Source organism: Bradyrhizobium liaoningense (genome assembly GCF_018130825.1).
Taxonomy (GTDB): Bacteria; Pseudomonadota; Alphaproteobacteria; order Rhizobiales; family Xanthobacteraceae; genus Bradyrhizobium; species Bradyrhizobium liaoningense_B.
Genome location: NZ_JAFCJS010000002.1, coordinates 384,160 through 408,757, shown reverse-complemented (window position 1 = coordinate 408,757; position 24,598 = coordinate 384,160). Strand labels below are relative to the sequence as shown.

The window sequence follows — 24,598 nt, the reverse complement described above, 5'->3', positions numbered from 1 at the left end:
GGGAGAGCTGTCTCTCGCGCAGGGGCAAAGCCATGAATCTCTCAAAGTTCTTTATCGATCGTCCGATTTTCGCCGGTGTGCTGTCGGTCCTGATCTTCCTCGCCGGCCTGATCTCGCTGTTCGCGATGCCGATCTCGGAATATCCCGACGTCGTGCCCCCTTCGGTGCTCGTGCGCGCAACCTATCCCGGCGCCAATCCGAAGGTGATCGCGGAGACGGTGGCTACTCCCATCGAGGAGCAGATCAACGGCGTCGAGGGCATGCTGTACATGTCGAGCCAGGCGACCACCGACGGCGCGATGACGCTGACGGTGACGTTCCGCCTCGGCACCGACCCCGACAAGGCGACGCAGCTGGTGCAGAACCGCGTGCAGCAGGCCGAGCCGCGCCTGCCGGCCGTGGTGCGCCAGCTCGGTATCATCACCAAGAAGTCCTCGCCCGACCTCACCATGGTCGTGCATCTCTTGTCGCCGAACGGCCGCTACGACATGACGTATTTGCGCAACTACGCGGTGCTCAACGTCAAGGATCGCCTGGCGCGGATCGACGGCGTTGGCGACGTCCAGCTCTATGGCGCCGGTGACTATTCGATGCGGGTCTGGGTCGATCCGCAGAAGGCGGCCGAGCACGGCCTCACCGCCAGCGACATCGTCAAGGCGATCCAGTCGCAGAACGTCGAGGCCGCCGCCGGCGTGGTCGGCTCCTCCCCGAACGTCAAAGGCATCGATCTCCAGCTCTCCGTCAACGCCGAAGGCCGTCTCGCCAACGAGGAGCAATTCGGCGACATCGTGGTCAAGACCGGTACGCGCGGCGAGGTCGTTCGCCTGCGCGACGTCGCGCGCATCGAGCTGGGGGCGTCCGAATACGGCCTGCGCTCGCTGCTCGACAACAAGCAGGCGGTGGCGATCCCGATCTTCCAGGCGCCCGGTTCCAACGCGCTGCAGATTTCCGACCATGTCCGCGCCACCATGGCCGAGATCAAGAAGAACATGCCGGAGGGCGTGTCCTACCAGATCGTCTACGACCCCACACAGTTCGTGCGCTCCTCGATCGAGGCGGTCATCCACACCCTGCTGGAAGCGATCGCGCTGGTGGTGCTGGTGGTGATCCTGTTCCTGCAGACCTGGCGGGCCTCGATCATTCCGCTGCTGGCCGTGCCGGTCTCGATCGTCGGCACGTTTGCGGTGATGCACGTGTTCGGCTTCTCCATCAACGCGCTCAGCCTGTTCGGCCTGGTGCTCGCCATCGGCATCGTCGTCGACGACGCCATCGTCGTGGTCGAGAACGTCGAGCGCAACATCGAGGCCGGGCTGTCACCGCGCGATGCCACCTACCAGGCGATGCGCGAGGTGTCCGGCCCGATCATCGCGATCGCGATGGTGCTGATCGCGGTGTTCGTGCCGCTCGCCTTCATCTCCGGCCTGACCGGGCAGTTCTATAAGCAGTTCGCGCTGACGATCGCGATCTCGACCGTGATCTCCGCGGTCAACTCGCTGACGCTGTCGCCGGCCCTGTCGGCCCTCCTGCTGAAGGGCCACAACGAGCCGAAGGACAAGCTGACGATCGTCATGGAGAAGAGCCTTGGCTGGTTCTTCCGCCGCTTCAATCGGGCGTTCACCTACTCCTCGAACAGCTACAGCGGCACCGTCACCAAGGTGATCTCCGGCAAGGCCGCAGTGATGGGCCTCTATATCGTGCTGGTCGGCCTCACCGCCTTCCTGTTCCAGCAGGTGCCTGGTGGATTCGTGCCGGGCCAGGACAAGCAATATCTGGTCGGCTTCTCCCGCCTGCCCGATGGCGCGACGCTCGACCGCACCGAAGAGGTGATCCGCAAGATGAGCGACATCGCGCTGACCCAGCCCGGCGTCGAGAGTTCTGTCGCCTTCCCGGGCCTGTCGATCTCCGGCTTCACCAACTCGTCCAACGCCGGCATCGTGTTCTCGACGCTGAAACCGTTCGACGAGCGCAAGGATCCCTCGCTCAGCGGTCCCGCCATCGCGGCCGAGCTGAACAAGAAGTATGCGGGCATCCAGGAAGCCTTCATCGCCATGTTCCCGCCGCCGCCCGTCAACGGCCTCGGCACCATCGGCGGCTTCAAGCTGCAGATCGAGGATCGCGCCGGCCTAGGCTATGAAGCGCTGAACGAGGCGACCAAGGCATTCATGGCGGCGATGCAGAAGGCACCGGAGATCGCCGGCGTGTTCTCGAGCTTCCAGGTCAACGTGCCGCAGCTGTTCGCCGACATCGACCGCACCAAGGCGCTGCAGCTTGGCGTGCCCGTGACGGAAGTGTTCAACACGCTGCAGATCTACCTCGGGTCCTACTACGTCAACGACTTCAACAAGTTTGGCCGCACCTACTCCGTCTATGTCCAGGCCGACGCGCCGTTCCGCGCCCGTGCCGACGACATCAGGCAGTTGAAGGTGCGCTCGTCGTCCGGCGACATGGTGCCGCTGTCGGCGCTGCTCAAGATCCGCCAGAGCGCGGGGCCGGAGCGTGCGATCCGCTACAACGGATTCCTGTCGTCCGACATCAACGCGGCCGCCGCGCCCGGCTTCTCGTCAGGCCAAGCCCAGGAGGCGGCAACGCGGATCGCGGCGGAGACATTGCCGCCCGGCTTTGCCTTCGAATGGACCGACCTGACCTATCAGGAGTTCATCGCCGGCAATTCCGGCATCTGGGTGTTCCCGCTGGCGATCCTCTTGGTGTTCCTGGTGCTGGCCGCGCTCTATGAGAGCCTGACCCTGCCGCTGTCGATCATCATGATCGTGCCGATGGGCCTGCTCGCCGCGATGTTCGGCGTCTGGATCTCCAAGGGCGACAACAACGTTTTCACCCAGATCGGCTTGATCGTGCTCGTGGGACTCTCCGCCAAGAACGCGATCCTGATCGTCGAATTCGCGCGCGAGCTCGAATTCGCGGGCCGCACGCCGATCCGCGCCGCGATCGAGGCGAGCCGGCTGCGGTTGCGCCCAATCCTGATGACGTCGATGGCGTTCATCATGGGCGTGCTGCCGCTGGTGCTCTCCACCGGCGCCGGCTCGGAGATGCGACGTGCGATGGGCGTTGCCGTGTTCTCCGGCATGATCGGCGTCACCGTATTCGGCCTGTTCCTGACGCCGGTGTTCTATGTGCTGCTCAGAACCATCACCGGCAACAAGCCGCTGGTGCATCACAGCAGTGACACCAGCGCGGCCCCGGTCCAGGGGCTTCACGAAGTCCAAGGGCACTAGATCAGGGAGATTCCCGAGATCAGCAACAGAACGAGCACGGTCTTGCGAAAGACCGTCTCGTTGACGCGGTGAAAGGCGATCACGCCGAATACCGAACCGGCTTCGCGGCCGGCGCCGACAATCTACTTTCGGTTCTCCTCGCAGAACTTCAGCGCGGCGAGCGCCTCGCCGGCGTGCGGGATCTGCATCTCGATGCTGTCCTCGTCATCATCCTCGAAATCGAGCGTGAGGCGCTTGGCCTTGGAGAGCCGGTCCATGATCGACTGGTCGTATTCGAAGATGCCGCGCACGGTGGTCTTGTCCATGACCTCCCACTTCGCTTTCTTCATGATGTCGGCGTCATCGGTGCCGACATCGGCCCGGAGGATCTCGCCGACCTTGTCCCATTCCCAGCCGTCATAGATCATCACGATCACGATCGCCTTGTCGGAATAGGTGATGACGATGACGTAGTCGCGGTTCTCGTCGTCCTTGTCCTTGTAGCCGCGGCTCGCATTGCAATGCGTATCCTGGGAACGCTTCTCGATGGTCCAGTCGCCGACCTTGGATTGCTGCGCGAACACGGGCCTCGAGCTCGAGGCAGCTGCGCTCAAGATGCCCGCGAGAATTCCGGCGGCGAGAACAGATCGATGCATGTCAGCCTCCAGCGCGTTCCCCACGCCGAGATGACCATCTCTGCCGGCGACCCGCAAGGGCTTCGGGTAGCGGGCGAGGCAAACGGCCAGCAGCCGCCCTAACCCCGTCGCGGCACGATTGCGATCGGCGTGAAGGTGTAAACCTCCTCGCCGTTCTGGTTGAACATCGTCCATTTCACCAGCGCGACGCCCTGCGGCTTCGACTTCGAAGGCGTGAGGCTCATCACCTCACCGACCAGGTGCAGGCGGTCGTTGGGCCGCACCGGCATGGTCCAGCGCAGCCCGTCGACACCGGCACCGATCAGCGGATGCGGTCCGAACGGGCGGGCCTGGATCGCGAGGTTCATGGCGATCGCGGCGGTGTGCCATCCCGAGGCAGCCAGCCCCTTGAACAGGGTCTCCTTCGCCGCCTCATGGTCGAGGTGCATCGGCTGCGGATCGTACTCGGCGGCGAAGCGCTTGATATCGGCTTCGGTGACCACCACCTCGGGCGACTTGAACCGCATTCCAATGGTGAGATCGTCGAACCACTCGACCTGCGCCATGATTTTGCCTCGCAATTTGGTCCGCCGCTGCCGGGAATGCGCGGCCAGAAGGATTTAGCGAAATTGCGATGTAACGGGTCCGCCGTGCTCAAGCCAGCCCCGGGTTCCCCCGCGAAACCTCTTTCCCGATGCGACGAAACACGCCTGAAACGGATCGCCGGTTAAGTCGTTGTCAAAATAAATACAGGGACGGCTACCATGCAATTCCTCCTCGACCTGATCTACGACTATGCCTGCTGCCAGAACCTCGTCGCGCAGTCGCCACGGGAGGACGAGCTATGATTGAACTGATCTCCGGCCTCCTCGCCCTCTGCAGCATCGGCATCTTTGCGGCGCATGCGCTGGATGCCTATCGCACCACGCATTACTGAGCGCTTGCTCTTCGCTTGAGCATGATCTTTTCGGAAAACCGCTGCACACTTTGCGCTAACGCGGCCCTTCGGGTCCGGATCATGCTCTAGAACGGCCGCCGGTAAAAGTGCTCCGAATGCGTTGCCGGCGGAAACCGGTTGGCGAGCGCGAGCGCGGCCTTTTCATCCGTCTCGAGCGCGATCTTCTGCGCCAGCATCACGTCGCCCGGCACGAGGAAGCCCGAGGGGACGAAGCACCACCCCATTGTCGCGTGACCGGCATCGTCGACTTCGTGGACATTGGCGGCCGTACCGTAGTGAATGCGATACTTCTTGCCGCTATCGCAGCCGATGACGTCGAAATACCGGTGCTGCTCGAACTGCGCCCGCTGCTCCGGCGTCAGCCATTCGGCCAGAAGCCGGCGGCCCCGCGCATCCGGCGTGTTCTCGCCGAAGAAGCGCCGGTAGAGTTCGCGCAGCGCGTGCAAGCGGGCACGCGCGGGCGCGCGGAACCACAATGCCGCGAACATGAGCAGCTCAGATCAGCCGCCGACCAAGCGGGGATAGAACAGCGTTTCCTGCGCGGTCGGATCGAACGACTTGATACGGGTGACTTCGCCGGGTCCGGTTCGGTAGGCGGCGGTGAAGCCGGCTCCGGTCAACTCCCGAAAGCGCTGTTCGGCTCGCGCCAGCGCTTCGGCATTGCCAGGATCAAACTCGTGGCGGGTGTCGCCAGTCTGGTCCATCACGATCTGGGTTGCCATAGTTGAGTCTCCTCATGCCCAGCCCTGAAACGGATCAAAGCAAACCTCGTGCCGTCGGTTCCCGATAGCAACAACTTTCTCGCACCAGTGTATCACGCCTTGCTGAGCAAGAGCGTTTTCGAGCGAAGTGGACGCCGGTTCGCGTGACTTCTCAGCGCGAGGCCGCCGCCCCTCCTCCCTCGTCGATCTGCCGGCCCATCAGTGCGATCGCCTTCTGATAGACGCCGGCAGCATTCCATGCCTCGATGGCGGCGAAATTCGGTTCTCCCGGCTGGTAACCGGCTCCCGCACGCCAGCCATGGGCCTTCAGGAAATTCGCAGTCGAGTTCAACGCATTGGCGGCGACCTCGAGATTGCCGGTGCCATAGGCCAGGATGTTCTTGGGCATGAACTGGGTCTGGCCGACCTCGCCGTGCATGGAGCCGCGGGTCGATCCCGACAGGGTACCGCGGTCGATCAGCTTCAGCGCGGCATAGAGCTGGTCGGTGAAGAATTCGGGACGGCGGCAGTCATAGGCGAGCGTCGCGATCGAGGAGAGCATGTTCTGGTTACCGCGCTGGCTGCCGAAGCCGGTCTCCATGCCCCAGATCGCGATCAGCGGCCCGGGCGGGACACCGTAACGCTGCTGGATCGAGGCGAACAAGGCGGCCTGCGACTGCTTGAGCTGCCGGCCCTTGGCGACGATCGTCGTCGCGCCGCGCTTGGCGAGGAACTGGTCGAGCGACAGCGAGAAGCTGCGCTGGCCACGGTCTGCCGCGATGGTGGCACTGGCGTAATTGGTTTGCATCAGCGCCGAGAGCGCGGTGGGACCGATGCCCTTTCCTTGCGCCTCAGCGCTGAACTCGCGCTTCCAGGCCTCGAAGCCGGCGGGCCCGTTGCCGCAAGTGGCAGCCTCGGCCATGGGCAGGGAGAGCAGCAGCGCGGTCGCGCCAAGCACCGCCGTTGCGACTGTCCTGCCCCTGATCATTGCGCGTTCCTCTTGCTGGTGCGCGACCGGCTCGCGCGAGCGCATGATCCTACGTCCGTTGCAATCGCTCAAGTCCCGCCGGATACAATCAATCCAAGCAAAGCCCTTGACACGCGCCTTACGTTCCCTCCGCTCCCAGCAGAAAATCCACCATGATGCTCTGATGCTGCCGGTACATGTCCGTGCCGGTCCCGGTCACGCAACCGATCCTGCGGGCGGCTGCGATGAACGGTGAAACGTCGGGCTTGGTGATGACGCAGCCGCAATAGGTCGATGGCGCCAGCCGCGCGACGTCGACCGGCAGCGGGTCGCCATCCTTCATTCCGGCGGGGGTGGCATTGGCGACGAAGTCGAAGCCGGCCGGATCCGCCGAGCCGATCCGCACCGACGCTTTGCCCAGCCTGTTGAGCTGGCCGACCAGTGTGTCGCGGCGCCCGATTGCACTGTCATGGATCGCAAGCTCGCGGACACCGGCCTCCACCAGCTCAAGTGCAATCGCCGATCCCGCACCGCCCGCTCCGACAAGCAGGGCCCGCATGCCCTTCGGATCGATCCCCTTCGCCCGTGCCGCGCCGACGAAGCCGAGGCCGTCCACCATGTCGCCATGCCATGCGCCGTCGGGACGCCGGCGCATCAGGTTGACGGTCCGCAGGAAATGCGCGCGCGACGTCGCGCTCGTGCAAGCCTGGTAGCAGGCGAATTTGTGCGGGATGGTCACGACGATCCCGTCGAGGTTCTTCAGCCGCGTTGCCACCGAAAGGAAATCCGGCAAGTCCTCCGGCGCGACCTGGACAGGCACGAGGATGCCGTCGTGCCCGCGCGCGGCAAAGGCGGCCGACACGCCCGCCGGCGAGCGCACCTGCGCGATGGGATCGCCGACGATGACGTGGAGCCGCGTGGCGCCTGATGGAGCCGGGATCATGCCGCTCAAGCCCGGGCCTCCGCGGCGGTCCCGTAAGCCAACTCCAATCCGCCCAGATTGCCCTCCTTGCGCCATTTCTCGAGCATCCGCAGGAACGCCACCGGCCCGCGCCAGTACTGGCTGTTTCTGGCCGCGATGGGATCGAACACGCCTTCATTGTTGTAATAGCCGGGCGTGCATTCGGCGAGATAGGTCTGGCGGCCGAGCGCGGCCTTGACCACCTCATCGACCCAGGCGTTCTCGGCAGCTGACGTCGGCTCCAGCGTCCTGGCGCCGCGCTTGCGCGCCTGATCGATGACATAGGCGATGTGCTGAGACTGCTCGTCGATGATGTGCGGAAAGTTGGCGCTCTGGCCGGCCTGCACCGTGACGATCAGGAAGCAGTTCGGAAAGCCGCGGCTGTAGAAGCCGTGCATCGTCTTGACGCCGTCGCGCCAGCGCTCGGACAGGCTGATGCCGTCGCGGCCGTAGACCTCAAAGCCCATGCGCCGCGCATAATCGGTGCCGACCTCGAAACCGCTGGCATAGATCAGGCAGTCGAGCTCGTAGGCCTTGCCGTCGACCACAACCGCATTCTCCGTGATGCGCTCGACACCCTGCCCCTTGGTGTCGACGAGATGGACGTTGGGTTGATTAAAAGTGTCGAGATATTCGTCGTGGAAGCACGGCCGCTTGCAGAACGCCTTGTACCAGGGCTTGAGCGCCGCCGCGGCTGCTTCATCTTTTACGACGGCGTCGACGCGGGCGCGGATCTCCTCCATCTTGCGATAGTCGGCCTGCTCAATGACTTTCAGCGCCTCCTCCATCGAGCTCACCGGCTGCGGTTGCCGGCGCGGCGCCAGCAGGATCTCGCCGAGGAGGCCAGTCCAGCCGTCCTGCACCAGATCCCGCTCGAACGGCTCACCGGAGATCACGGCGGTGAAATTGTCCATGCGCTCGCGCTGCCAGCCGGGCTTGAGCTCCTGCACCCAGGCTTGATCCGTCGGCCGGTCGTCGCGCACGCCGATCGCCGAGGGCGTGCGCTGGAAGACATAGAGCTCTTTCGCGGAGCGGCCGAGATGCGGCACGCATTGCACGGCGGTGGCGCCGGTGCCGATGATGCCGACGCGCTTGTCGGCAAGACCGGTGAGATCACCCTCCGCACTGCCGCCGGTGTACGCATAATCCCAGCGGCTGGTGTGGAAGCTGTGGCCCTTGAAAGTTTCAATGCCGGGAATGCCCGGCAGCTTCGGACGGCTCAGCGGACCGCCGGCGAGGATGACGAAGCGCGCGCGGATCTGGTCGCCGCGATCGGTCTCGACCAGCCAGCGTGCCTCCTGCTCCTGCCAGGTCATCCGCGAGATGACGGTCTGAAACAGCGCGCGCTCATAGAGCGAGAAGTGACGGCCGATGCGGCGCGAGTGCTCGTAGATCTCCGGCGCCCGCGCATATTTGCGCACCGGCATGTAGCCGGTCTCTTCCAGCAGCGGCAGATAGATGTAGCTCTCGGTATCGCAGGCCGCTCCAGGGTAACGATTCCAGTACCAGGTACCGCCGAAATCCGCGGCCTTTTCCACGATACGAAAATCCGCGATGCCCGCTTCGCGCAGGCGCGCGCCGCAGAGCAGCCCGCCAAAGCCGCCGCCGACAATCAACACTTCGGCCTGCTCGCTGACGGGCTCGCGCGCAAGGCCGGGATCGGCCCAGGGATCGTCGAGATAGCGGCCGAATTCGCCGGTGACCTCGACATACTGCGCCTTGCCTTCGGCGCGCAGACGGCGGTCGCGCTCGTCGCGATAGCGCGCGCGGAGTGCGGAAATATCGACCGTAGCTGCGCCGGCTGTGCCGGTCTTGTGTCTTTCCGCTGACATTCATTTCCTCCACGGCGGACGCTGCTTCGCCGGCAGCTCAACCTCAAATTAGCCCCGAAAAAGTGACGCATGCAATCACGTCCGCTGTTTTTTGCGTGAACGCCGCGTGACGTTCCGCTACCCTCCGCACAAATCACAAGCCTACGCCATGCAACGACGTGGCAATCCGGAGGAAGACCATGCAGGGATTAATGATGGACATGCCGCTGCTGATCAGCGGCCTGATCCAGTATGCCGCCGACTATCACGGCGAGGCCGAGATCGTCGCGCGCGAAATCGAGGGCGACATCCATCGCTATACCTACGCGGACGCTCATCCGCGCATCAAGCGCATGGCGCTGGCCTTGAAACGGCTCGGCATGAAGCAAGGCGACCGCGTCGGCACGCTGGCCTGGAATACGCACCGGCATTTCGAAATGTTCTATGCGGCGCCCGGCATGGGCTACGTGCTGCACACCGTCAATCCCAGACTATTTCCCGAGCAGCTCGTCTACATCATCAACCACGCCGAAGACCGCCTGCTGTTCATCGACCGCGCCACGCTGCCGATCGTCGAAGCGATCGCGCCGCAACTGAAGACGATCGAAGCCTATGTCGTGATGTCATCGCGCGAGCGGATGCCGGAGACGAAGCTTGCCAACGTGCATTGCTACGAGGAATTGCTGGAGAAGGAAGACGACGCCGGCTTCACCTGGCCGGAGTTCGACGAAAAATCGGCGTCCACCATCTGCTACACTTCGGGCACGACGGGCAATCCCAAGGGCGTGATCTATTCGCACCGTGCCGCGATCCTGCAGACCATGACCTGCTGCAATTTCGACTTCCTGCCGGGACATGTCGAAGGCGTGCGCGAGGTGATGATGCCGATGGCGCCGCTATTCCACGGCAATGGCTGGAACATGCCGTTCACCGCGCCCTACACCGGCTCCAAGCTGGTGCTGCCCGGCCGCAACTACGAACCCGACAAGCTGTACGAGTTGCTCGAAGGCGAGAAGGTGACGCTGTCGGCGGGCGTACCGAGCTTCTGGCTGATCCTGCTCGACTGGCTCGGGCGCACCGGCAACAGATTCTCGACGCTGCGCGCGACATTATCGTCCGGCTCGGCCCCGCCGCGCGCCATGGTCGAGAAGCTCAAGCGCGAATACAATGTCGACTATATCCAGGCCTGGGGCATGACCGAGGCGCTGGGCTGCTCGATGCCGGGCCTGCGGCCGGGCTCGGAGCATCTCGGCGACAAGGAGAAGTTCGACCGGCGCCAGGTCTCCGGCCGCGCCTGCTTCGGCACCGCCTTGCGCATCGTCGACGATGCCGGCGATGAGCTGCCGCGCGACGGCAAGACGGTCGGCCATTTGCGGGCCCGCGGGCCGTGGGTCGCCTCCGGCTACATGAAGCTTGACGAGGGCCTCGACCGCGACGGCTGGCTGATCACCGGCGACATGGCCGTGATCGATCCGCAGGGCCACGTCACGCTGACGGACCGCTCCAAGGACGTGATCAAGTCCGGCGGCGAGTGGATCTCCTCGATCCAGCTCGAGGATATCGCCCTGTCTCACCCCGACGTGCTGCAAGCCGCGGTCGTCGCCATCGCGCACGAGAAATGGCAGGAGCGCCCCCTCCTCCTTGTCGTCCGCAAGAAAGGCGCGACCGTCGACGGCAAGACGCTGCTCGACCACATGCGGCCGAAGATCGCGAGCTGGTGGCTGCCGGACGCCGTCGAATTCCTCGACGAATTCCCGATGACCGGCACCGGCAAGGTGCTCAAATCGGCGCTGCGCGAACGATTTAAGGAGTATCGCGTGGCATGAGCCGCGCGCAAAGGCGTCGACCTCGTAGCCCGGATGGAGCGCGGCGTAATCCGGGAATCTTGCCATGACGCACGACCCCGGATTGCGCTGCGCTCCATCCGGGCTACGAAGCAGATCTTCGCGAACGCGATCATCTTCATGTTTTGGTCAATTCGGGGGCGATATACGGGGTCATCGCTAACCCCGCATCGAGGACATCATGACGTTTTCCGGATTGGGCATGCATCTCGGCAACCTGTCGCGCCTGTCGAATGCGCTGACGCGCTCGATCAGCCCGGAGAACTTCACCGGCGAGAAGGGCAAGGGCGGCATGTCCGTCGACGGCCCCGCCGCGCGTCAGGCCCGCGATCTCGGCCAGGGCTGGAAGGTCTCTCCTTACGTCGTCATCGAGCCCGGCACGACGTTCACGCTCGCCGACATCGAGGGCCAGGGCGCGATCCAGCAAATCTGGATGACGCTGGCGCGCGGACGCCTGCGCCACTCGATCCTGCGCGTCTACTGGGACGATCAGACACAGCCGAGCGTGGAATGTCCGGCCGGTGATTTCTTCGCCTGCGGCTGGGAGGAGTTCGCGCAGGTCTCCTCGCTCGCGGTCTGCGTCAATCCCGGCCGCGCCTTCAACTGCTATTGGGAAATGCCGTTCCGCAAACGCGCGCGCTTCACGCTGGAGAACCGCAGCGAGGAGCAGGTCACGATCTACTACCAGATCAACTACACGCTGACCGATGTCCCTGAGGAGTGCGCCTATTTCCATGTCCAGTTCCGCCGCACCAACCCGCTTCCTTTCAAGGAGGTCTACACCATCCTCGATGGCGTTGAGGGTGCGGGCCACTATGTCGGCACCTACATGGCCTGGGGCGTCCACAACAATGGCTGGTGGGGCGAAGGCGAGATCAAATTTTTCATCGACGGCGACGGCGCATTCCCGACCATCTGCGGCACCGGCACCGAGGATTATTTCTGCGGCGCCTATAATTTCGATCCCCATGTCGCCCATGGCGGCCAGGCCCCGTTCCAGCAATCGCGCTATCAGGAATTCACCACGCCCTATGCCGGCCTGCCGCAGGTGATCCGTCCCGACGGCGTTTACCGGTCGCAGCAGCGCTTTGGCCTCTATCGCTGGCACATCCCCGATCCCGTCCGCTTCCGAAGCGATCTGCGCGTGACCATCCAGGCGCTGGGCTGGCTGCCCGGCGCCAGCGACGGAAAATATCTTCCGCTGCAGGACGACATCGCCTCGGTCGCGTTCTGGTACCAGACGCTGCCGACGGCACCCTTCCCGACGCTGCCGGGGCCGGACTACCTCGAAGTCGCATAGGCCCTGCTGCCGCCCGATCAAGGAGACGAAACATGCTCTACCCGATGTCGCCCAAAGTCGTCGAGCTCAAGCGCAAGCTCGAGAGTTTCATGGACCGGCACATCTATCCTAACGAGGAGCGATTCTATCGCGAGGCGGAAGAGCTCGGACCGTGGAAGGTCTATCCGGTCGTCGAGGAGCTGAAGCCGCTGGCGCGCGCTGAAGGTCTCTGGAATCTGTTCCTGCCGGAGTCCCGCCATGGCGCCGGGCTCACCAATCTCGAATATGCCCCGCTCTGCGAGGTGATGGGCCGCTCGCACCTGGCGCCCGAAGTGTTCAACTGCTCCGCGCCCGACACCGGCAACATGGAGGTGCTGGAGCGCTACGGGTCGGAGCAGGACAAGGAGCGCTGGCTGAAGCCGCTGCTCGCGGGCGAAATCCGCTCCTGCTTCGCCATGACAGAGCCTGCGGTCGCATCATCGGATGCGACCAATATCGAGAGCTCGATCGTGCGCGACGGCGACCACTACGTCATCAACGGCCGCAAATGGTACACGACCAACGCGACCGATCCGCGCTGCAAGATCTGCATCTTCATGGGCAAGACCGATCCTGGCAATCCCGACCGCCACAATCAGCAATCCATGATCCTGGTACCGATGGACACGCCGGGCATCGAGGTCAAGCGGCCCCTGCCCGTGTTCGGTTTCTACGGCGTGCCTGATCGGGCCTCCGAGGTCGTCTTCACCAATGTGCGAGTCCCGAAGGCGAACATGCTGCTCGGCGAAGGCCGCGGCTTCGAGATCGCGCAGGGCCGCCTCGGCCCCGGCCGCATCCACCATTGCATGCGGCTGATTGGGCTCGCCGAACGCACTCTGGAAAAGATGTGCCGCCGCGTCCGCAGCCGCATCGCCTTCGGCAAGCCGGTCTCGGAGCAGACGGTGACGCAGGAGCGCATCGCGGAAGCCCGCATCATGATCGAGCAGGCCCGGCTGCTGACGCTGAACGCGGCTTACGCGATGGATACGGTCGGCAACAAGGTCGCGAAAGCCGAGATCGCCATGATCAAGGTCGCCGTGCCCAACATGGCCTGCCAGATCATCGACTGGGCGATCCAGGCCCATGGCGGCGGCGGCACCTCGAATGATTTCGGCTTGACGCAAGCCTACGCCACCGCGCGCCTGCTGCGTCTTGCCGACGGACCGGACGAGGTTCACAGGAACCAGATCGCGCGATTCGAGCTGAAGAAATACTCGAATATCTAAGCCGACGCTGGTGCGTCGGTACTAGAGACTGCGCCAAGGGATCGGCGTCTAGTCGAAGCTTGGCGGCTCCTGGATGGGCGCAGATACATTCTGATTCGAAATCGCTTCGAGCATCGCTCCGAAAATGATGAACGGCAGATAGAACGCAAGCATGATCGTATTCCTCCTGCTGTGACAACCCTGGCTCGCAGGGCCAGGTTCCTCAAATTGACGCTCGCCCGCCTCGGAACATTTTCGGCTCTTACCTAGCTACCGACGAAACCGAGTCACAGGCCGTATCAAGAACGCATCGCGTCAATCGCATGGGCGATCAGAACGACTGCGCTTGCGGCAATGAGAAACACTAACAACCAGCTCACGTCCGCCTCCGATCCCGGAAGTGAACGCGTTCATCCATGCACAGTCAAAAACCATCGGTCTGGAACCGCTATTCCGCGGCTCGCTGATGCTTCGCGGCAACAATTGCATCTGCAATCGGCGCTATCGGCAGAACGCCAACAGGAGCAACGTGCCGACGATGCAGGCTGCTAGGACTAAAAACCAAACGCCCATACAGTCCCCCGACTCAACACACGCGAGTCAGGATTAGCCTTACGATTTGGCATTGAAACGCTCGTCGCCGGTTTTCCCCAGGCCAAGCGCGATCATCTGCTCGCAGCGTTAGTCCAATACCTCCACCGTCGCGGAGCGGCCGGCGACCAGCGACACGTTGCCCGGAACATTGTCCAGCGCAATCCGCACCGGCACGCGCTGCGCGAGCCGCACCCAGCTGAAGGTCGGGTTGACGTTGGCGAGCAGGCTCGCGCCTTCCGCGCGGTCGCGGTCCTCGATGCCGGCGGCGATGCTCTCGACATGACCGGTGAGCGTGGTCTTCTCGCCCATGAGGCGCACCTGCACCCTGTCGCCGACGCGGATGCGCGCGAGCTTCGTCTCCTCGAAATAGCCTTCGACATGCAGCGTGTCGGTGTCGACCAGCGCCATCACGCCCTTCCCGGCCGTGACATAGGCGCCGGGGCGCAGGTCCATGTTGGTGATCACGCCGTTCACGGAGGCACGGACCTCGCTGCGGTCGAGATTGAGCTGGGCCACGGCGCGGTCGGCGACGGCCGCATCGAAGGCCGCCTTGGCCTGCAGCTGGGTGGCCAGCACCTGCTCCTGCTTCTGCTGCGACACCGCATCGGTCGTCAGCGTGCTGTAGCGCTTCAGATCGGCATTGGCCTGGTCAAGCGTGGCCTGATGACCGGCAACCGACGCATCGGCCTGCCGCAGCGCCAGGGCGAAACGCTCGCGGTCGATCCGGAACAGAACGTCGCCGCGGCGGACCTTCTGGTTGTCCTTGACCAGCACCTCCGTGACGAACCCGGAGACATCGGGCGCGACCTGGACCACGTCGGCGCGCACGCGGCCGTCACGGGTCCAGGGCGATTCCATGTAATAGACCCAGAGCTCGCGTCCGACGACGAGTGCAAGCACGACGGCTATGACGGTCAGCGCGATACGGCCGAGCCAGGCAAGATTGCCCTTCATGTGAGGTACTCCGAGAGATAGACGACGCCGCCGAGCAGGCAGACGAAAATGGCGAAATCGAACAGCGCGCGGTGCCAGACCAGGCGATAGAGGTCGAAGCGCTGCATCAAGCGGCGCAACAGCGCGCTGAGGACGTAGGCGATGATGATCCACAGCAGCAGCGCCGGCACCAGCACGCCATAGATGTCGATCACATGTCTCATGCTGCAACACTCTCCGCGCGCGGCCGATAGGCCGGCGCGTCCGGGAACAGGCCGCGGCGGATGCCGACGAGCCCGATCAGGGCGTCCTCGCGCGCGCTGTCATTGGGATCCTTCACCGCCTGGGCCAGCGCCCGGTCGACGCTCGTCAGCAGCTCGCCCGGCATTCCATTCCCCGCATAGCTGCGGCAGGCCTTGGCGAGCTGATCGAGCATGTCGTCGATGACGGCAATGGTGGATGCCGCAAGCCCGTAGCGGGCGCGGCGCAGGTCGATGATGTTGATGCCGATGCGGAGCTGGACCAGGCTGTCGGCGTCGCGCCGGTCACTCTCCGAGAGGAAGGCGATACGCTGCACCAGCAGCCCGAGCCGGTGCAGCATGAGGCCGGCGAACTCGGCGCGGTCGCGCTTGCCGCGGCGTTCGGCAGCGACCGCGAGCGTCTTCCAGCTCGACAGCACCAGGCGGTTGGCGATCCATTCGGCGCCCACCCCGCGCGCGATCCGCGTCACCAGCTCGGCGATGACGACGCCGACGAAGAAGGCGACGGCGGAATTGGCGTAGGAGGCGAAATCCGCACTGTAGGTCGATTGCAGCGCCAGCAGCGTCGCAGTGTTCGCCGCGAGCGCCATGCCGGTGCCCGCCGTCGCCGGCCGGCTGATCAGGAAGCCATAGACCAGGAAGGTCGGCGCCAGCGCGACGATCAGGACCTCGAGATGGGAGATCGCGGGCACCAGTGCGAACAGGTAGATCGCGACCACGACGATGGCGACGAGCGACCACAGGCCAAAGCTGCGGATGAAGCGCGCCGGCTCGTCCTGCGCGGCAAAGAACGAGCAGGCGACCGCCGCCATCATCGGCGCCGACGCACCGTCCGGCCAGCCGGTCCCGATCCAGAATGCGCAGCAGATCAGGATGGCAATGGCGGCACCAGCCGCCGACCACAGCGCAAGACCGCGATCCCTGTGACGCACGGGCGCGGCGCCGGCCTCGGAATGGAAGGCAAGATTGAGAGCCGAGACGTTGCGGTTCGCAGCGATCGCCTCGGTCAGCTCGCGGCAGTCGCGCGAGAGGTCGACGAGTTCGCGCAGCCGCAACAGCAGGCTTGTGGTGATGATCCGCTCCCAGGAGGCGCTGTCGTCGAGCACCGCCTGCTGCTCCGCGATCGCGGCGCGGATCCGGTCGGCCGGCTGCCGCGCGCAGACGTCGCTGACGATCCATTGCGCAAGATCATCGACCAGCTGTTTCAGCTCGGGCTGCCGGCGCAGCGCGTCCTCCCCGAGCGCAGCCAGCCGGTCCTCGATCGAGGCGATCACCGGCAGCAGCGTCAACATCCGGAGCCGGATCTCGCCGAGGCCCGTCACCGCATTGCGGTCGGTCAACCGGTCATAGGCAAGATGGGTGGAGAGCGTATCGATCTCGACGATGTCGATCGCAAGCTTGAGGCGCTTGCCGCGGCGGGTCTCATTGGTGCCCTCGCGCAGCAGCACGACCTGGCTGAGACGGCGCGCGTCCGCCAACCAACTATCGACGCGGTGGGCCACGGCAGGCGCGACGCTGCGAGGGAACACGATGGTCGAGACCAGGCTGGCGCAGATGATGCCGAGCGAAATCTCCTCGAGCCTTGCCACCGCGGTATCGAAGATGGCGCCGGGCTCGGACACCGCGGGGAAACCGATCAGCGCCACCGTGTATCCGGCCAGCATGAAGACGTAGCTGCGCGGCGTGCCGTCGAGCAGCGACAGATAGAGACAAAGCCCGACCCATAGCGCGATGGCAAGGCTGAGCAGTTCCGGCGCATCGATCAGGTTCGGCACCATCGCCACCGTCATGACGGCACCGACGAGCGTGCCCATCACGCGGAAGAACGCTTTCGAGCTGGTGGCCCCCGCCAGCGGCTGCGAGGTGATGTAGACGGTCGCCATCGCCCAATAGGGCCGCGGCAGGTCCATCGCGAGCGCGATGACGAGCGCCAGCATCGACGCGGCGAACGTCTTCAAAGCAAAAATGAGGTCCGCATGGCGGACCAGGAACGTCTCGTCTGCGCGCATGGCTATTTCGCTTCGGGACCAGTCTTGACGTCTTGCAGGCGACTGGCCCGCTGTTCGATGCGCTGAAGAGTCTCGAATGTTATCGCAAGTTCCTCGGGCCCGATATCCTTCAGGAGGCTGGCCCGCACCCGGCGCAGCACCCGGTTGGTCTCCTCGACCTTGGCCGCGCCCGCTTTCGTCAAATGTAACGTTTTGGCACGACGATCGGTCGGATCTTCCCGGCGTTCGACCAGACCCTCGGCCTGGAGCAGATCGATCAGGCGCACCAGCGACGGCCCTTCGATGCCGAGCTCATCCGCGAGCACGCCTTGCCGGACATTCTCGCCCTGGCGCGACAGCACCAGCAGCGGAATCGCGGTCGCATAGGACAGGCCGTGCTCGGACAGAGCAGAATCCGACTCGCGCCGCCACATCCGCCCCAGGCGCGCGATGAGCCGGCCGATTTCGGCGTGGATATGAGCCTGCGAGGGAGCCATGCAAATTAGATAGGACACGAACTATTAGTTTACAACTATATACCCCGGCATCGCAGCGGCGATCACGCAAAAGCGAACGAGGACAGGCGCCATGGGACCGGGTTCCCCGGCACATGCAGCGGAGACGATGGCCGGACACAGCGCGCTGACGCTGGTCCCGACCTTCGTGGTCGTGGCCGTGGATGCCACCGGGATGGGCATCATCCTGCCCTTGCTGCCGTTCTATTCGCAGCGGCTCGGCGCCACGCCGTTCCTGCTCGGCGCGCTGATCTCGGTCTACGCCGTCTGCCAGCTCATCGCCGGGCCCGTGGTCGGGATTCTCTCGGACCGCTACGGACGGCGAAAGGTGCTGGTCGTCAGCCAGATCGGAACGCTCACCGGATTCGTCCTGCTCGCGCTCGCCGGCAATCTGACACTCGTGTTCGTGGCCCGGATCATCGATGGCCTGACCTCCGGCAATATCTCGGTCGCGCATGCCTATGCCGCCGAGCACAGCGCGCCCGCAACCCGCAAGCAGGCGCTCGGCATGACCAGCGGGGCGATCGGGACCGGGCTCCTGCTCGGGCCGGCGCTGTCGAGCTTCCTCGTCCATTACGGCCAGACCGCACCGGTGTGGGCCGCGGCCGCACTCTCCGTGATCAGCATCGCCGCGACAATCGCCCTGCTCCCGCCGGATCATCCGGCGTCCGAGCCGCTCTACCAGCATCGCGTGCCCGAGCCGACGCTGACCCGCAGCCTGTTCGGCATGCGCTACGCCTGGCGCCTGCTCGGCCTGCTCATCGTGTTCTTCTTCGTCAATTCGATGTTTCTGTCGCAGATCGGCTTGTTCCTGTCGGCGCGGTTCTCCTGGGACGGCCATGCCTTCGGCGCGCGCGAACTCGGCTGGATCTTTGCTTACGCCGGCTTCATCAACATGGTCGTGCAGGGCCTCCTGATTACACGCGTGAACCTCATCGCATCCGACCGCAGCATCGTGATGGCGGCATTCGCCTGCATGGCCCTCGGCTTTGCAGGCCTTGGAGCCGAGAACAATGTCGGCCTGCTCGCAGTCAACCTGACACTGATCATCGTCGGCACCATGTTTGCGCGGAGCACGCTGACGGCGGAATTGTCGCGCTCGACCGCGATCAACCGCCAGGGCATGATCATGGGCCTCAACCAGTCGCTGATGTCAGGCGCGAATATCAGCGCGCCGCTCTTGAGCGGTGCGCTGATCGGTCATCGGTTGTTCGTCGCCTGGGCGCTTGTCATGGCCGCGATCGCGACAATCGGCGCGGCGCTGGCAGGCCAGCTCCTCGACACGCCGCGGATGCGCTGACGCCCCGCCTTAGTTCACGACGTAGACGTCAGGATCGGCGCTCGAGCTCGGCTTCTTGAAGGCATTGCGCAAGGCTGCCGACATCGGGACGTTGTAGTTGAGACCGTTCGGCGGCGTCGGGGATTCCAGCCACTTCCGGTAGAGCACCTCGATCTCCGGGCTCGCATAGAGCTCCGCGGTGGCGCGATCGGCCAGCGTCTTGAACGGTGCATCCTCCCGCCGCAGCATGATGCCGTAAGGCTCGGGCTTGGAGAACGTCTCCTCGCTGATCATGAAGGCTTGCGGGTCCTTCGAGCGCGCGATCGCGACCGCGAGCTGGACATCGTCGAGCGCGTAGGCCTGAGCGCGGTCGGTCTCCAGCAGCAGGAAGGCCTCGGCCTGGTCCTTGGCCGGCATGATGTTGATGCCGAGATTGCGCTCGGTGTTGACCTTGGCGAGCTGGGTCAGGTTCACCGATCCCGCAACCGCCGTGACCGCTTTGCCCTTGAGATCGTCGATGGTCTTGATGTTCGCCGCCTTCCTGGCCGCGAACCGCGTCGCGCTGAGGAAATGCGTGTTGGTGAAGGCGACCTGCTTCTGGCGGTCGGCATTGTTGGTGGTCGCCGAGCAATGCAGATCGAGCGTGCCGTTGACCATCAGCGGGATGCGGTTCGACGACGTCACCGCGAGGGTCTCGACGGAAATATCGGGCATGCCGAGCTGCTTCTTCACGGCATCGACGATCCTGAGGCAGATGTCCATGGCGAAGCCCACCGGCTTCTGGTTGCCGTCGAGATAGCTGAACGGGACCGAGGCCTCCTGATAGCCCAGCGTGATCTTCTTGGTCTCCTTCACCTTCTGGAGCGTGCCCGTGAGGTCTTCGGCTGAGGCTGCGCCGGCAAGACATGTCACGGCCAGAACAATGGTAGAAAGACGCATCGGAGGGCTCCTCAAGGGGGTCATCGACTGGTGTCGAGACGCAATCGCGGAGCTGATAGCGCATAGATGCAGCCGGCGCCAGACGAGGCAGGTTTTAGCAGTTATCGCCTTTTTATATACATCGCGGCCAAGGACAGGCGCCTCATTGACAGGTCAGCTGCTGCTCGAACCAGCCGCTCAGCCGTTCCGACAGAGGCGGCCATATCCGCTGGAAGCTTTCGAGCTTGCCGACATTGGCGCGGTACATCGCCCGCAACTCCTGCTCGACGGCCGGCAGGTCGACACCTGCCACGACCCCGTCCCTGACGATCGTCTTGCCGGCGACGACGACCTCCTTCACGAGCGACGCATTGCCGCGTGCGAACAGCAGCGCCATGGGATCGACGGGCATGATCCGGTCGCGGTCGAGCCGGTCGAGATCGATCACGACGTAGTCGGCCGGATTGCCGGCCGCGAGCTCCCCGCTTCCCGGCGCGCCGGTGGCTTGGCGTCCGTTGCGGATGGCGAGCGAGAACATCTCGGCCGGCGTCCATGTCGCCTTGAAGCCGAGACCGCCATGGACCATCTGCACCAGCCGCATCTCGCGCAGGACGTCGTCGTCCTCGTCCAGCGCCAGCCCGTCGACGCCGACAGCGATGGCGCAGCCGCATTTGTATGCGGCGGCGATCGGGGCAAGGCCCGAGCGCAGATGCATGTTCGAGCTGAAATTGGTGACGATGCGCGCGCCGGAGGCGGCGATCATCTCGAGCTCCTCGGGACGGGCGTGGATGCAATGCGCCAGCGTCAGCCGCTCGGAGAGGAAGCCGATGTCGCGGAGCCAGCGCACCAAGTCCGGAAAGTTCTGGTCGGCCCAGGCGCGCTGGTACACGGTTTCCAACAGATGCATGTGAATGCGGCGGCCGGTCCGCGCGGAATTCTCCGCCACCGCCTCCAGCAGCGGCTTCGAGCACCACTGCACGCCGGCAGGACCAAGCTGCACGTCCACCATCGGGCCTGCGATCCCTGAGGCAATGGCGTCGGTCAGCTCGATATACGCTCTTGGCGACATCGGTGCGCGAACGAAGAGATCCTCGATGGTCTTGCGATCCTCCCTGGGAAGCCCTGCGAGCACCGGCTCGGCATCACCGTAGACGATCGGATTCTGGTCGCGCACGGCCAGCGCAAACGCGATGCGGATACCGACGTCGGACGCGGCCTTCGCAATGGCCTTGGCCTCGTCGACCAAGGGCATCGTCCCGCTCGGCCGCGTGTAATGCACCATCATGGCGGCGCAGCCGGCCTTGGCCGAACGGGCCAAGGCAGAGGCAGCAGCGAGGTAGGGATCGACCGGCGTGCCGAGCGCAGTCCGCAGGATCCAGCTTTCCAGGGGCATGCCGACCGCGCCGAAGGACGATGCGGTGGCGCGGGCGTGGTCGTGGGCGTTGACGAAGGCCGGGATGACGAAAGAGCGCGGTCCCGGCCCCGCTCCTTCCGCGATATCGGTGATGACGCCCCCATCGTGCCGCAGCACGACGTTGTCGCTGACGCCGCGGTCAGGGCCACGGAACAGGCTGGTTGCCGAAATCTCCGTGGCCATGACCGTCTCTCCAAGACCCGTTGAAGATCAGTTGGCAGTATACACCAGCTCCCGCTCCGCGCGCGGCGGCAGGAATTCGCGCGAGAACACCTCGGCCGGCGTCGGCGCGCGGGCGAGCTGATAGCCCTCGACCACGATGCCGATGGCGCGGGTCATGCGGTCGTCCTTGATGTCGCCGATGCCGATCTCCTTCATCTCGGGCGAGACGATCAGCTTCTCGAAGGAATATTGCAGCCGGCGCTTCTCGACATCGGCATTGATGAGGTTGTCGTAGTTCAGCGCCGCCTTCATACCGGCATTCTGGTCCTTGGCGACCGCGATCGCGCCCTTGTTGATGGCGCGGACGAGGCCGGCCACCGCCTTCGGGTTCGACGCGATCAGCTTCTTCGAGACCATCACGCCGTTGGAGTAGAGATCGAGGCCGTACTCACCGAAGGAGAACCATTTAAAATCCTTGTCCGGGTCCTGGCGGTTGAGCACCAGGTTGAAATAGCTGGTGATGTTGAAGACGAGCGCAGCATCGATGTCGCCCTTGATCAGCATCGGCTCCTGCAGGTTCGGCGCCATGTTGGAGATCTTGATCTTCTCGCCGTCGAGCCCGTTCTTGCGCGTGAACACCGGCAACAGGCGCGTCGTCGGCGTACCCTGCGCGCCGCCGAGGGTGTGGCCCTCGAAGTCCTTGATGGTGTTGATGCCACTGGTCTTCTTGGCGACGATCGCGAACGGCGGCTGGTTCCACATCATGTAGACCATGACGGGTGCCTCCTGCGGCTTGGTCGAGGCGTTCTGGATGATGGCGTTGACGTCGCCGAAGCCGGCGTCATAGGCGCCGGACATCACGCGCGTGACGGTGGCGCCGGAGCCCTCGCCCTGGTCGATGACGACGTTGAGGCCCTCATCCTTGAAGTAGCCGTTGTCCTTGGCATAGAAGAACGCGGCATCGCTGCCCTGGGTTTTCCAGCCCAGCGTGAACTTGATCGTGATGTCCTCGGCGCTAGCCGCGCCCGCGGACAGGGCCAATCCCAGCAGCGCGGCAGTTACTTTTCTCAACATCGAGACCTCCTCAGCTTCGTTGCGTGACGGTTCAAGACTTCAGGTGGCGATCACGTCGTTCTTGCGCGTGGCCCAGCCGGTGACCTGTCCCTCGATCAGCGAGAACACGACGTAAAGCGCGACGCCGAGGCCGGCGAGCACGAACAGGCCGGCGAACACCAGTGGCACGTTGAAATTGGAGGACGCGGTCATCATGACATTTCCGATGCCGCGGTTGGAGGCGACCGTCTCCGACAGCACCGCGCCGACAAAGGCGTAGGAGATCGCGACCTTCAGCGAGGCGAAGAAGAAGGGCATGGTCCTGGGCAGGCCGACATTCCAGAGGATGTCGAGCTTGCTGGCGCCCAGCGCCTTCAGGACGTCCTCGAGCTCGGGCTCGGTGGTCGCCAAGCCCGTCGCGATGTTGACGACGATCGGGAAGAAGCAGATCGACAGCGCCGTCAGCACCGCCGGCACGGTGCCGGAGCCGAACCACAGCACGAAGATCGGCACCACCGCGACCTTGGGGATCGAGGAGAAGCCGATCAGCAGCGGATAGCAGGTGTCATAGGCCGTCTTCGACACGCCGATGATCGCGCCAAGGGCGACGCCGAGCGCAACGCCAAGGACGAAGCCGAACATGGTGGTGGCGAGCGTCTGCACGATGTGCGGCCACAGCACCGGAAAGCGCTGGACCAGCGTCACGAACACCTGCGAGGGCCGCGGCAGCACCAGGTCCGACATGCCCGTCATCAGGCAGAACAGCTCCCAGGCGACGAAGAACAGCACGATCAGTCCCGCCGACCACGCCTTCTGCCTGATATCGATCCCGAACATCAGCCTGCTCCCTGCTGGGCCGCGCTGCGCGCATCCTCGATGAAGGCGCGCAGCTTCTGGTTCAGCGCGACGAAATCCGGCTCGAAGGTCATGGCGACGGTGCGCGGGCGCGCGAACTCGACGCGGCTGTCGTCGAGGATGCGGCCGGGACGTGCGCTCATCACGCAGATGCGGCTCGCAAGGAAGCCGGCCTCGCGCAGATCATGCGTGACCAGCAGCACGGTCGGCTTGTGCGTCATCCAGAGGTTCTGGAGGATCGCCCACAGCTCCTCGCGGGTGAACTGGTCGAGCGCGCCGAACGGCTCATCGAGCAGCAGCATGCGCGGCTCGTGGATCAGCGCGCGGCAGAGATTGGCGCGCTGGAGCATGCCGCCGGAGAGCTGCCAGGGATAACGATTGCCAAAGCCCTTGAGGCCGACCTGCTCCAGCAGCGCGTTGGCCTTGTCGCGAAACTCGGTCTTGCGCAGCCTGCGGAAGTTCGAGCGGAACGGCTCGACGATCTTCAGCGGCAGCATGATGTTCCGCTCGATCGTCATCCACGGCAGCATGGTCGGGTTCTGGAAGGCCATGCCGACCCGCATCGCCCGCGCCGCAACCTCGCGCCCGCCGACGATGACGACGCCGCTGGTCGGCTGCACCAGGCCGCTGACGAGACGCAAAATGGTCGATTTGCCGCATCCGGACGGGCCGACCAGTGCGACAAACTCGCCGTCGGCGATCCTCAAGCTGGTCTTCGCCAGCGCGGGCACGGCGCGGTCGCCGCGTCCGAAGGTCACGGAGGCCTCGGACAGCTCGATGGCGGTCGCGGCAGCCCCTTCGGGAACGGGCTGGCCGTCAAACTGGATATTGGGTTGCATGCGCATCACAGCAAAAGTGCATGCAAGCTGAATGCCAGCGGTCGCCTCCCGCAAAATCAATGGATTGGCCAAATGAGCCGCCGATTGAGCGGATTCCATTTAGGCAATCCGGACACCAAACTGCATGCAATTGGAGCGCGGAATTGGCGAAGGGCCGTGCTAAAGAGTGGTTTCGA

At 64.5% G+C, this 24,598-nt stretch carries 21 protein-coding genes; 5 read left to right on the top strand and 16 right to left on the bottom strand.

Annotation, left to right across the window (positions count from 1 at the left end; genetic code table 11):
* The first annotated feature begins 32 nt into the window (after positions 1-32).
* Positions 33-3,233: an efflux RND transporter permease subunit gene (locus tag JQ603_RS10415; protein ID WP_212339081.1), complete on the top strand. Its 3,201-nt coding sequence runs from the start codon at positions 33-35 to the stop codon at positions 3,231-3,233.
* 122 nt (positions 3,234-3,355) lie between these two features.
* Here JQ603_RS10415 and JQ603_RS10410 read toward each other — a convergent pair whose 3' ends face one another.
* The 7 genes from JQ603_RS10410 to JQ603_RS10380 all read right to left on the bottom strand — a co-directional run bounded on the left by JQ603_RS10410 (position 3,356) and on the right by JQ603_RS10380 (position 9,266).
* Positions 3,356-3,868 (bottom strand): hypothetical protein, encoded by a 513-nt coding sequence (locus JQ603_RS10410; RefSeq protein WP_212339076.1) that lies wholly within the window; start codon positions 3,866-3,868, stop codon positions 3,356-3,358.
* Positions 3,869-3,966: 98 nt separating this feature from the next.
* The gene (locus tag JQ603_RS10405; RefSeq protein WP_212339072.1) at positions 3,967-4,413 is read right to left on the bottom strand and encodes a MaoC family dehydratase; all 447 of its coding nucleotides are present in this window, start codon (positions 4,411-4,413) and stop codon (positions 3,967-3,969) included.
* 457 nt (positions 4,414-4,870) lie between these two features.
* The gene (locus tag JQ603_RS10400) at positions 4,871-5,293 is read right to left on the bottom strand and encodes a hypothetical protein (RefSeq protein WP_212339068.1); all 423 of its coding nucleotides are present in this window, start codon (positions 5,291-5,293) and stop codon (positions 4,871-4,873) included.
* Positions 5,294-5,305: 12 nt separating this feature from the next.
* Positions 5,306-5,527, bottom strand: coding sequence for a hypothetical protein (locus tag JQ603_RS10395; protein WP_211409289.1), 222 nt, complete (start codon positions 5,525-5,527; stop codon positions 5,306-5,308).
* Positions 5,528-5,678: 151 nt separating this feature from the next.
* Positions 5,679-6,494, bottom strand: a complete 816-nt coding sequence (locus JQ603_RS10390; protein WP_212339066.1) for a lytic murein transglycosylase — start codon at positions 6,492-6,494, stop codon at positions 5,679-5,681.
* 118 nt (positions 6,495-6,612) lie between these two features.
* The gene (locus JQ603_RS10385) at positions 6,613-7,416 is read right to left on the bottom strand and encodes a shikimate dehydrogenase family protein (RefSeq protein ID WP_212339970.1); all 804 of its coding nucleotides are present in this window, start codon (positions 7,414-7,416) and stop codon (positions 6,613-6,615) included.
* Positions 7,417-7,421: 5 nt separating this feature from the next.
* The gene (locus tag JQ603_RS10380; protein WP_212339064.1) at positions 7,422-9,266 is read right to left on the bottom strand and encodes a flavin-containing monooxygenase; all 1,845 of its coding nucleotides are present in this window, start codon (positions 9,264-9,266) and stop codon (positions 7,422-7,424) included.
* 179 nt (positions 9,267-9,445) lie between these two features.
* On the opposite strand from JQ603_RS10380, the gene JQ603_RS10375 reads away from it, so the two are divergent.
* The 3 genes from JQ603_RS10375 to JQ603_RS10365 all read left to right on the top strand — a co-directional run bounded on the left by JQ603_RS10375 (position 9,446) and on the right by JQ603_RS10365 (position 13,633).
* Entirely contained in the window at positions 9,446-11,071 is a 1,626-nt protein-coding gene (locus JQ603_RS10375; RefSeq protein ID WP_212339062.1) for a long-chain fatty acid--CoA ligase, read from the top strand.
* A 199-nt stretch (positions 11,072-11,270) separates the two neighbouring features.
* Positions 11,271-12,389 (top strand): glycoside hydrolase family 172 protein, encoded by a 1,119-nt coding sequence (locus tag JQ603_RS10370; protein ID WP_212339060.1) that lies wholly within the window; start codon positions 11,271-11,273, stop codon positions 12,387-12,389.
* 32 nt (positions 12,390-12,421) lie between these two features.
* A complete protein-coding gene (locus JQ603_RS10365; protein WP_212339058.1) occupies positions 12,422-13,633 on the top strand; it encodes an acyl-CoA dehydrogenase family protein in 1,212 nt (403 codons plus the stop codon).
* A 660-nt stretch (positions 13,634-14,293) separates the two neighbouring features.
* Here the strand turns inward: JQ603_RS10365 and JQ603_RS10360 are convergent.
* From JQ603_RS10360 to JQ603_RS10345, 4 genes are read right to left on the bottom strand one after another with little or no spacing between them, the layout of a single operon-like run.
* A complete protein-coding gene (locus tag JQ603_RS10360) occupies positions 14,294-15,160 on the bottom strand; it encodes an efflux RND transporter periplasmic adaptor subunit (protein WP_212339056.1) in 867 nt (288 codons plus the stop codon).
* Positions 15,157-15,363: a DUF1656 domain-containing protein gene (locus tag JQ603_RS10355; protein WP_212339054.1), complete on the bottom strand. Its 207-nt coding sequence runs from the start codon at positions 15,361-15,363 to the stop codon at positions 15,157-15,159. Before JQ603_RS10355 ends, JQ603_RS10360 begins: the two co-directional genes overlap by 4 nt.
* A complete protein-coding gene (locus JQ603_RS10350; protein ID WP_212339051.1) occupies positions 15,360-17,408 on the bottom strand; it encodes an FUSC family protein in 2,049 nt (682 codons plus the stop codon). Before JQ603_RS10350 ends, JQ603_RS10355 begins: the two co-directional genes overlap by 4 nt.
* A gap of 2 nt (positions 17,409-17,410) precedes the next feature.
* Positions 17,411-17,884 carry a MarR family winged helix-turn-helix transcriptional regulator gene (locus JQ603_RS10345; protein ID WP_212339049.1) on the bottom strand — a complete coding sequence of 158 codons (474 nt, stop codon included), beginning with the start codon at positions 17,882-17,884 and terminating at the stop codon, positions 17,411-17,413.
* 91 nt (positions 17,885-17,975) lie between these two features.
* On the opposite strand from JQ603_RS10345, the gene JQ603_RS10340 reads away from it, so the two are divergent.
* Positions 17,976-19,202, top strand: a complete 1,227-nt coding sequence (locus JQ603_RS10340) for an MFS transporter (RefSeq protein ID WP_212339046.1) — start codon at positions 17,976-17,978, stop codon at positions 19,200-19,202.
* 9 nt (positions 19,203-19,211) lie between these two features.
* Here JQ603_RS10340 and JQ603_RS10335 read toward each other — a convergent pair whose 3' ends face one another.
* From JQ603_RS10335 to JQ603_RS10315, 5 genes are all read right to left on the bottom strand, one after another.
* On the bottom strand, positions 19,212-20,120 hold the full coding sequence (locus tag JQ603_RS10335) for an amino acid ABC transporter substrate-binding protein (RefSeq protein WP_212339043.1): 909 nt from the start codon (positions 20,118-20,120) through the stop codon (positions 19,212-19,214).
* 142 nt (positions 20,121-20,262) lie between these two features.
* On the bottom strand, positions 20,263-21,696 hold the full coding sequence (locus JQ603_RS10330) for an amidohydrolase family protein (protein WP_212339041.1): 1,434 nt from the start codon (positions 21,694-21,696) through the stop codon (positions 20,263-20,265).
* Positions 21,697-21,723: 27 nt separating this feature from the next.
* Positions 21,724-22,749: an ABC transporter substrate-binding protein gene (locus JQ603_RS10325; protein WP_212339038.1), complete on the bottom strand. Its 1,026-nt coding sequence runs from the start codon at positions 22,747-22,749 to the stop codon at positions 21,724-21,726.
* Positions 22,750-22,788: 39 nt separating this feature from the next.
* Positions 22,789-23,565, bottom strand: coding sequence for an ABC transporter permease (locus tag JQ603_RS10320; RefSeq protein ID WP_212339035.1), 777 nt, complete (start codon positions 23,563-23,565; stop codon positions 22,789-22,791).
* Positions 23,565-24,428 carry an ABC transporter ATP-binding protein gene (locus JQ603_RS10315; protein ID WP_212339032.1) on the bottom strand — a complete coding sequence of 288 codons (864 nt, stop codon included), beginning with the start codon at positions 24,426-24,428 and terminating at the stop codon, positions 23,565-23,567. The genes JQ603_RS10320 and JQ603_RS10315 overlap by 1 nt, the downstream gene beginning before the upstream one ends.
* Positions 24,429-24,598: the final 170 nt, after the last annotated feature.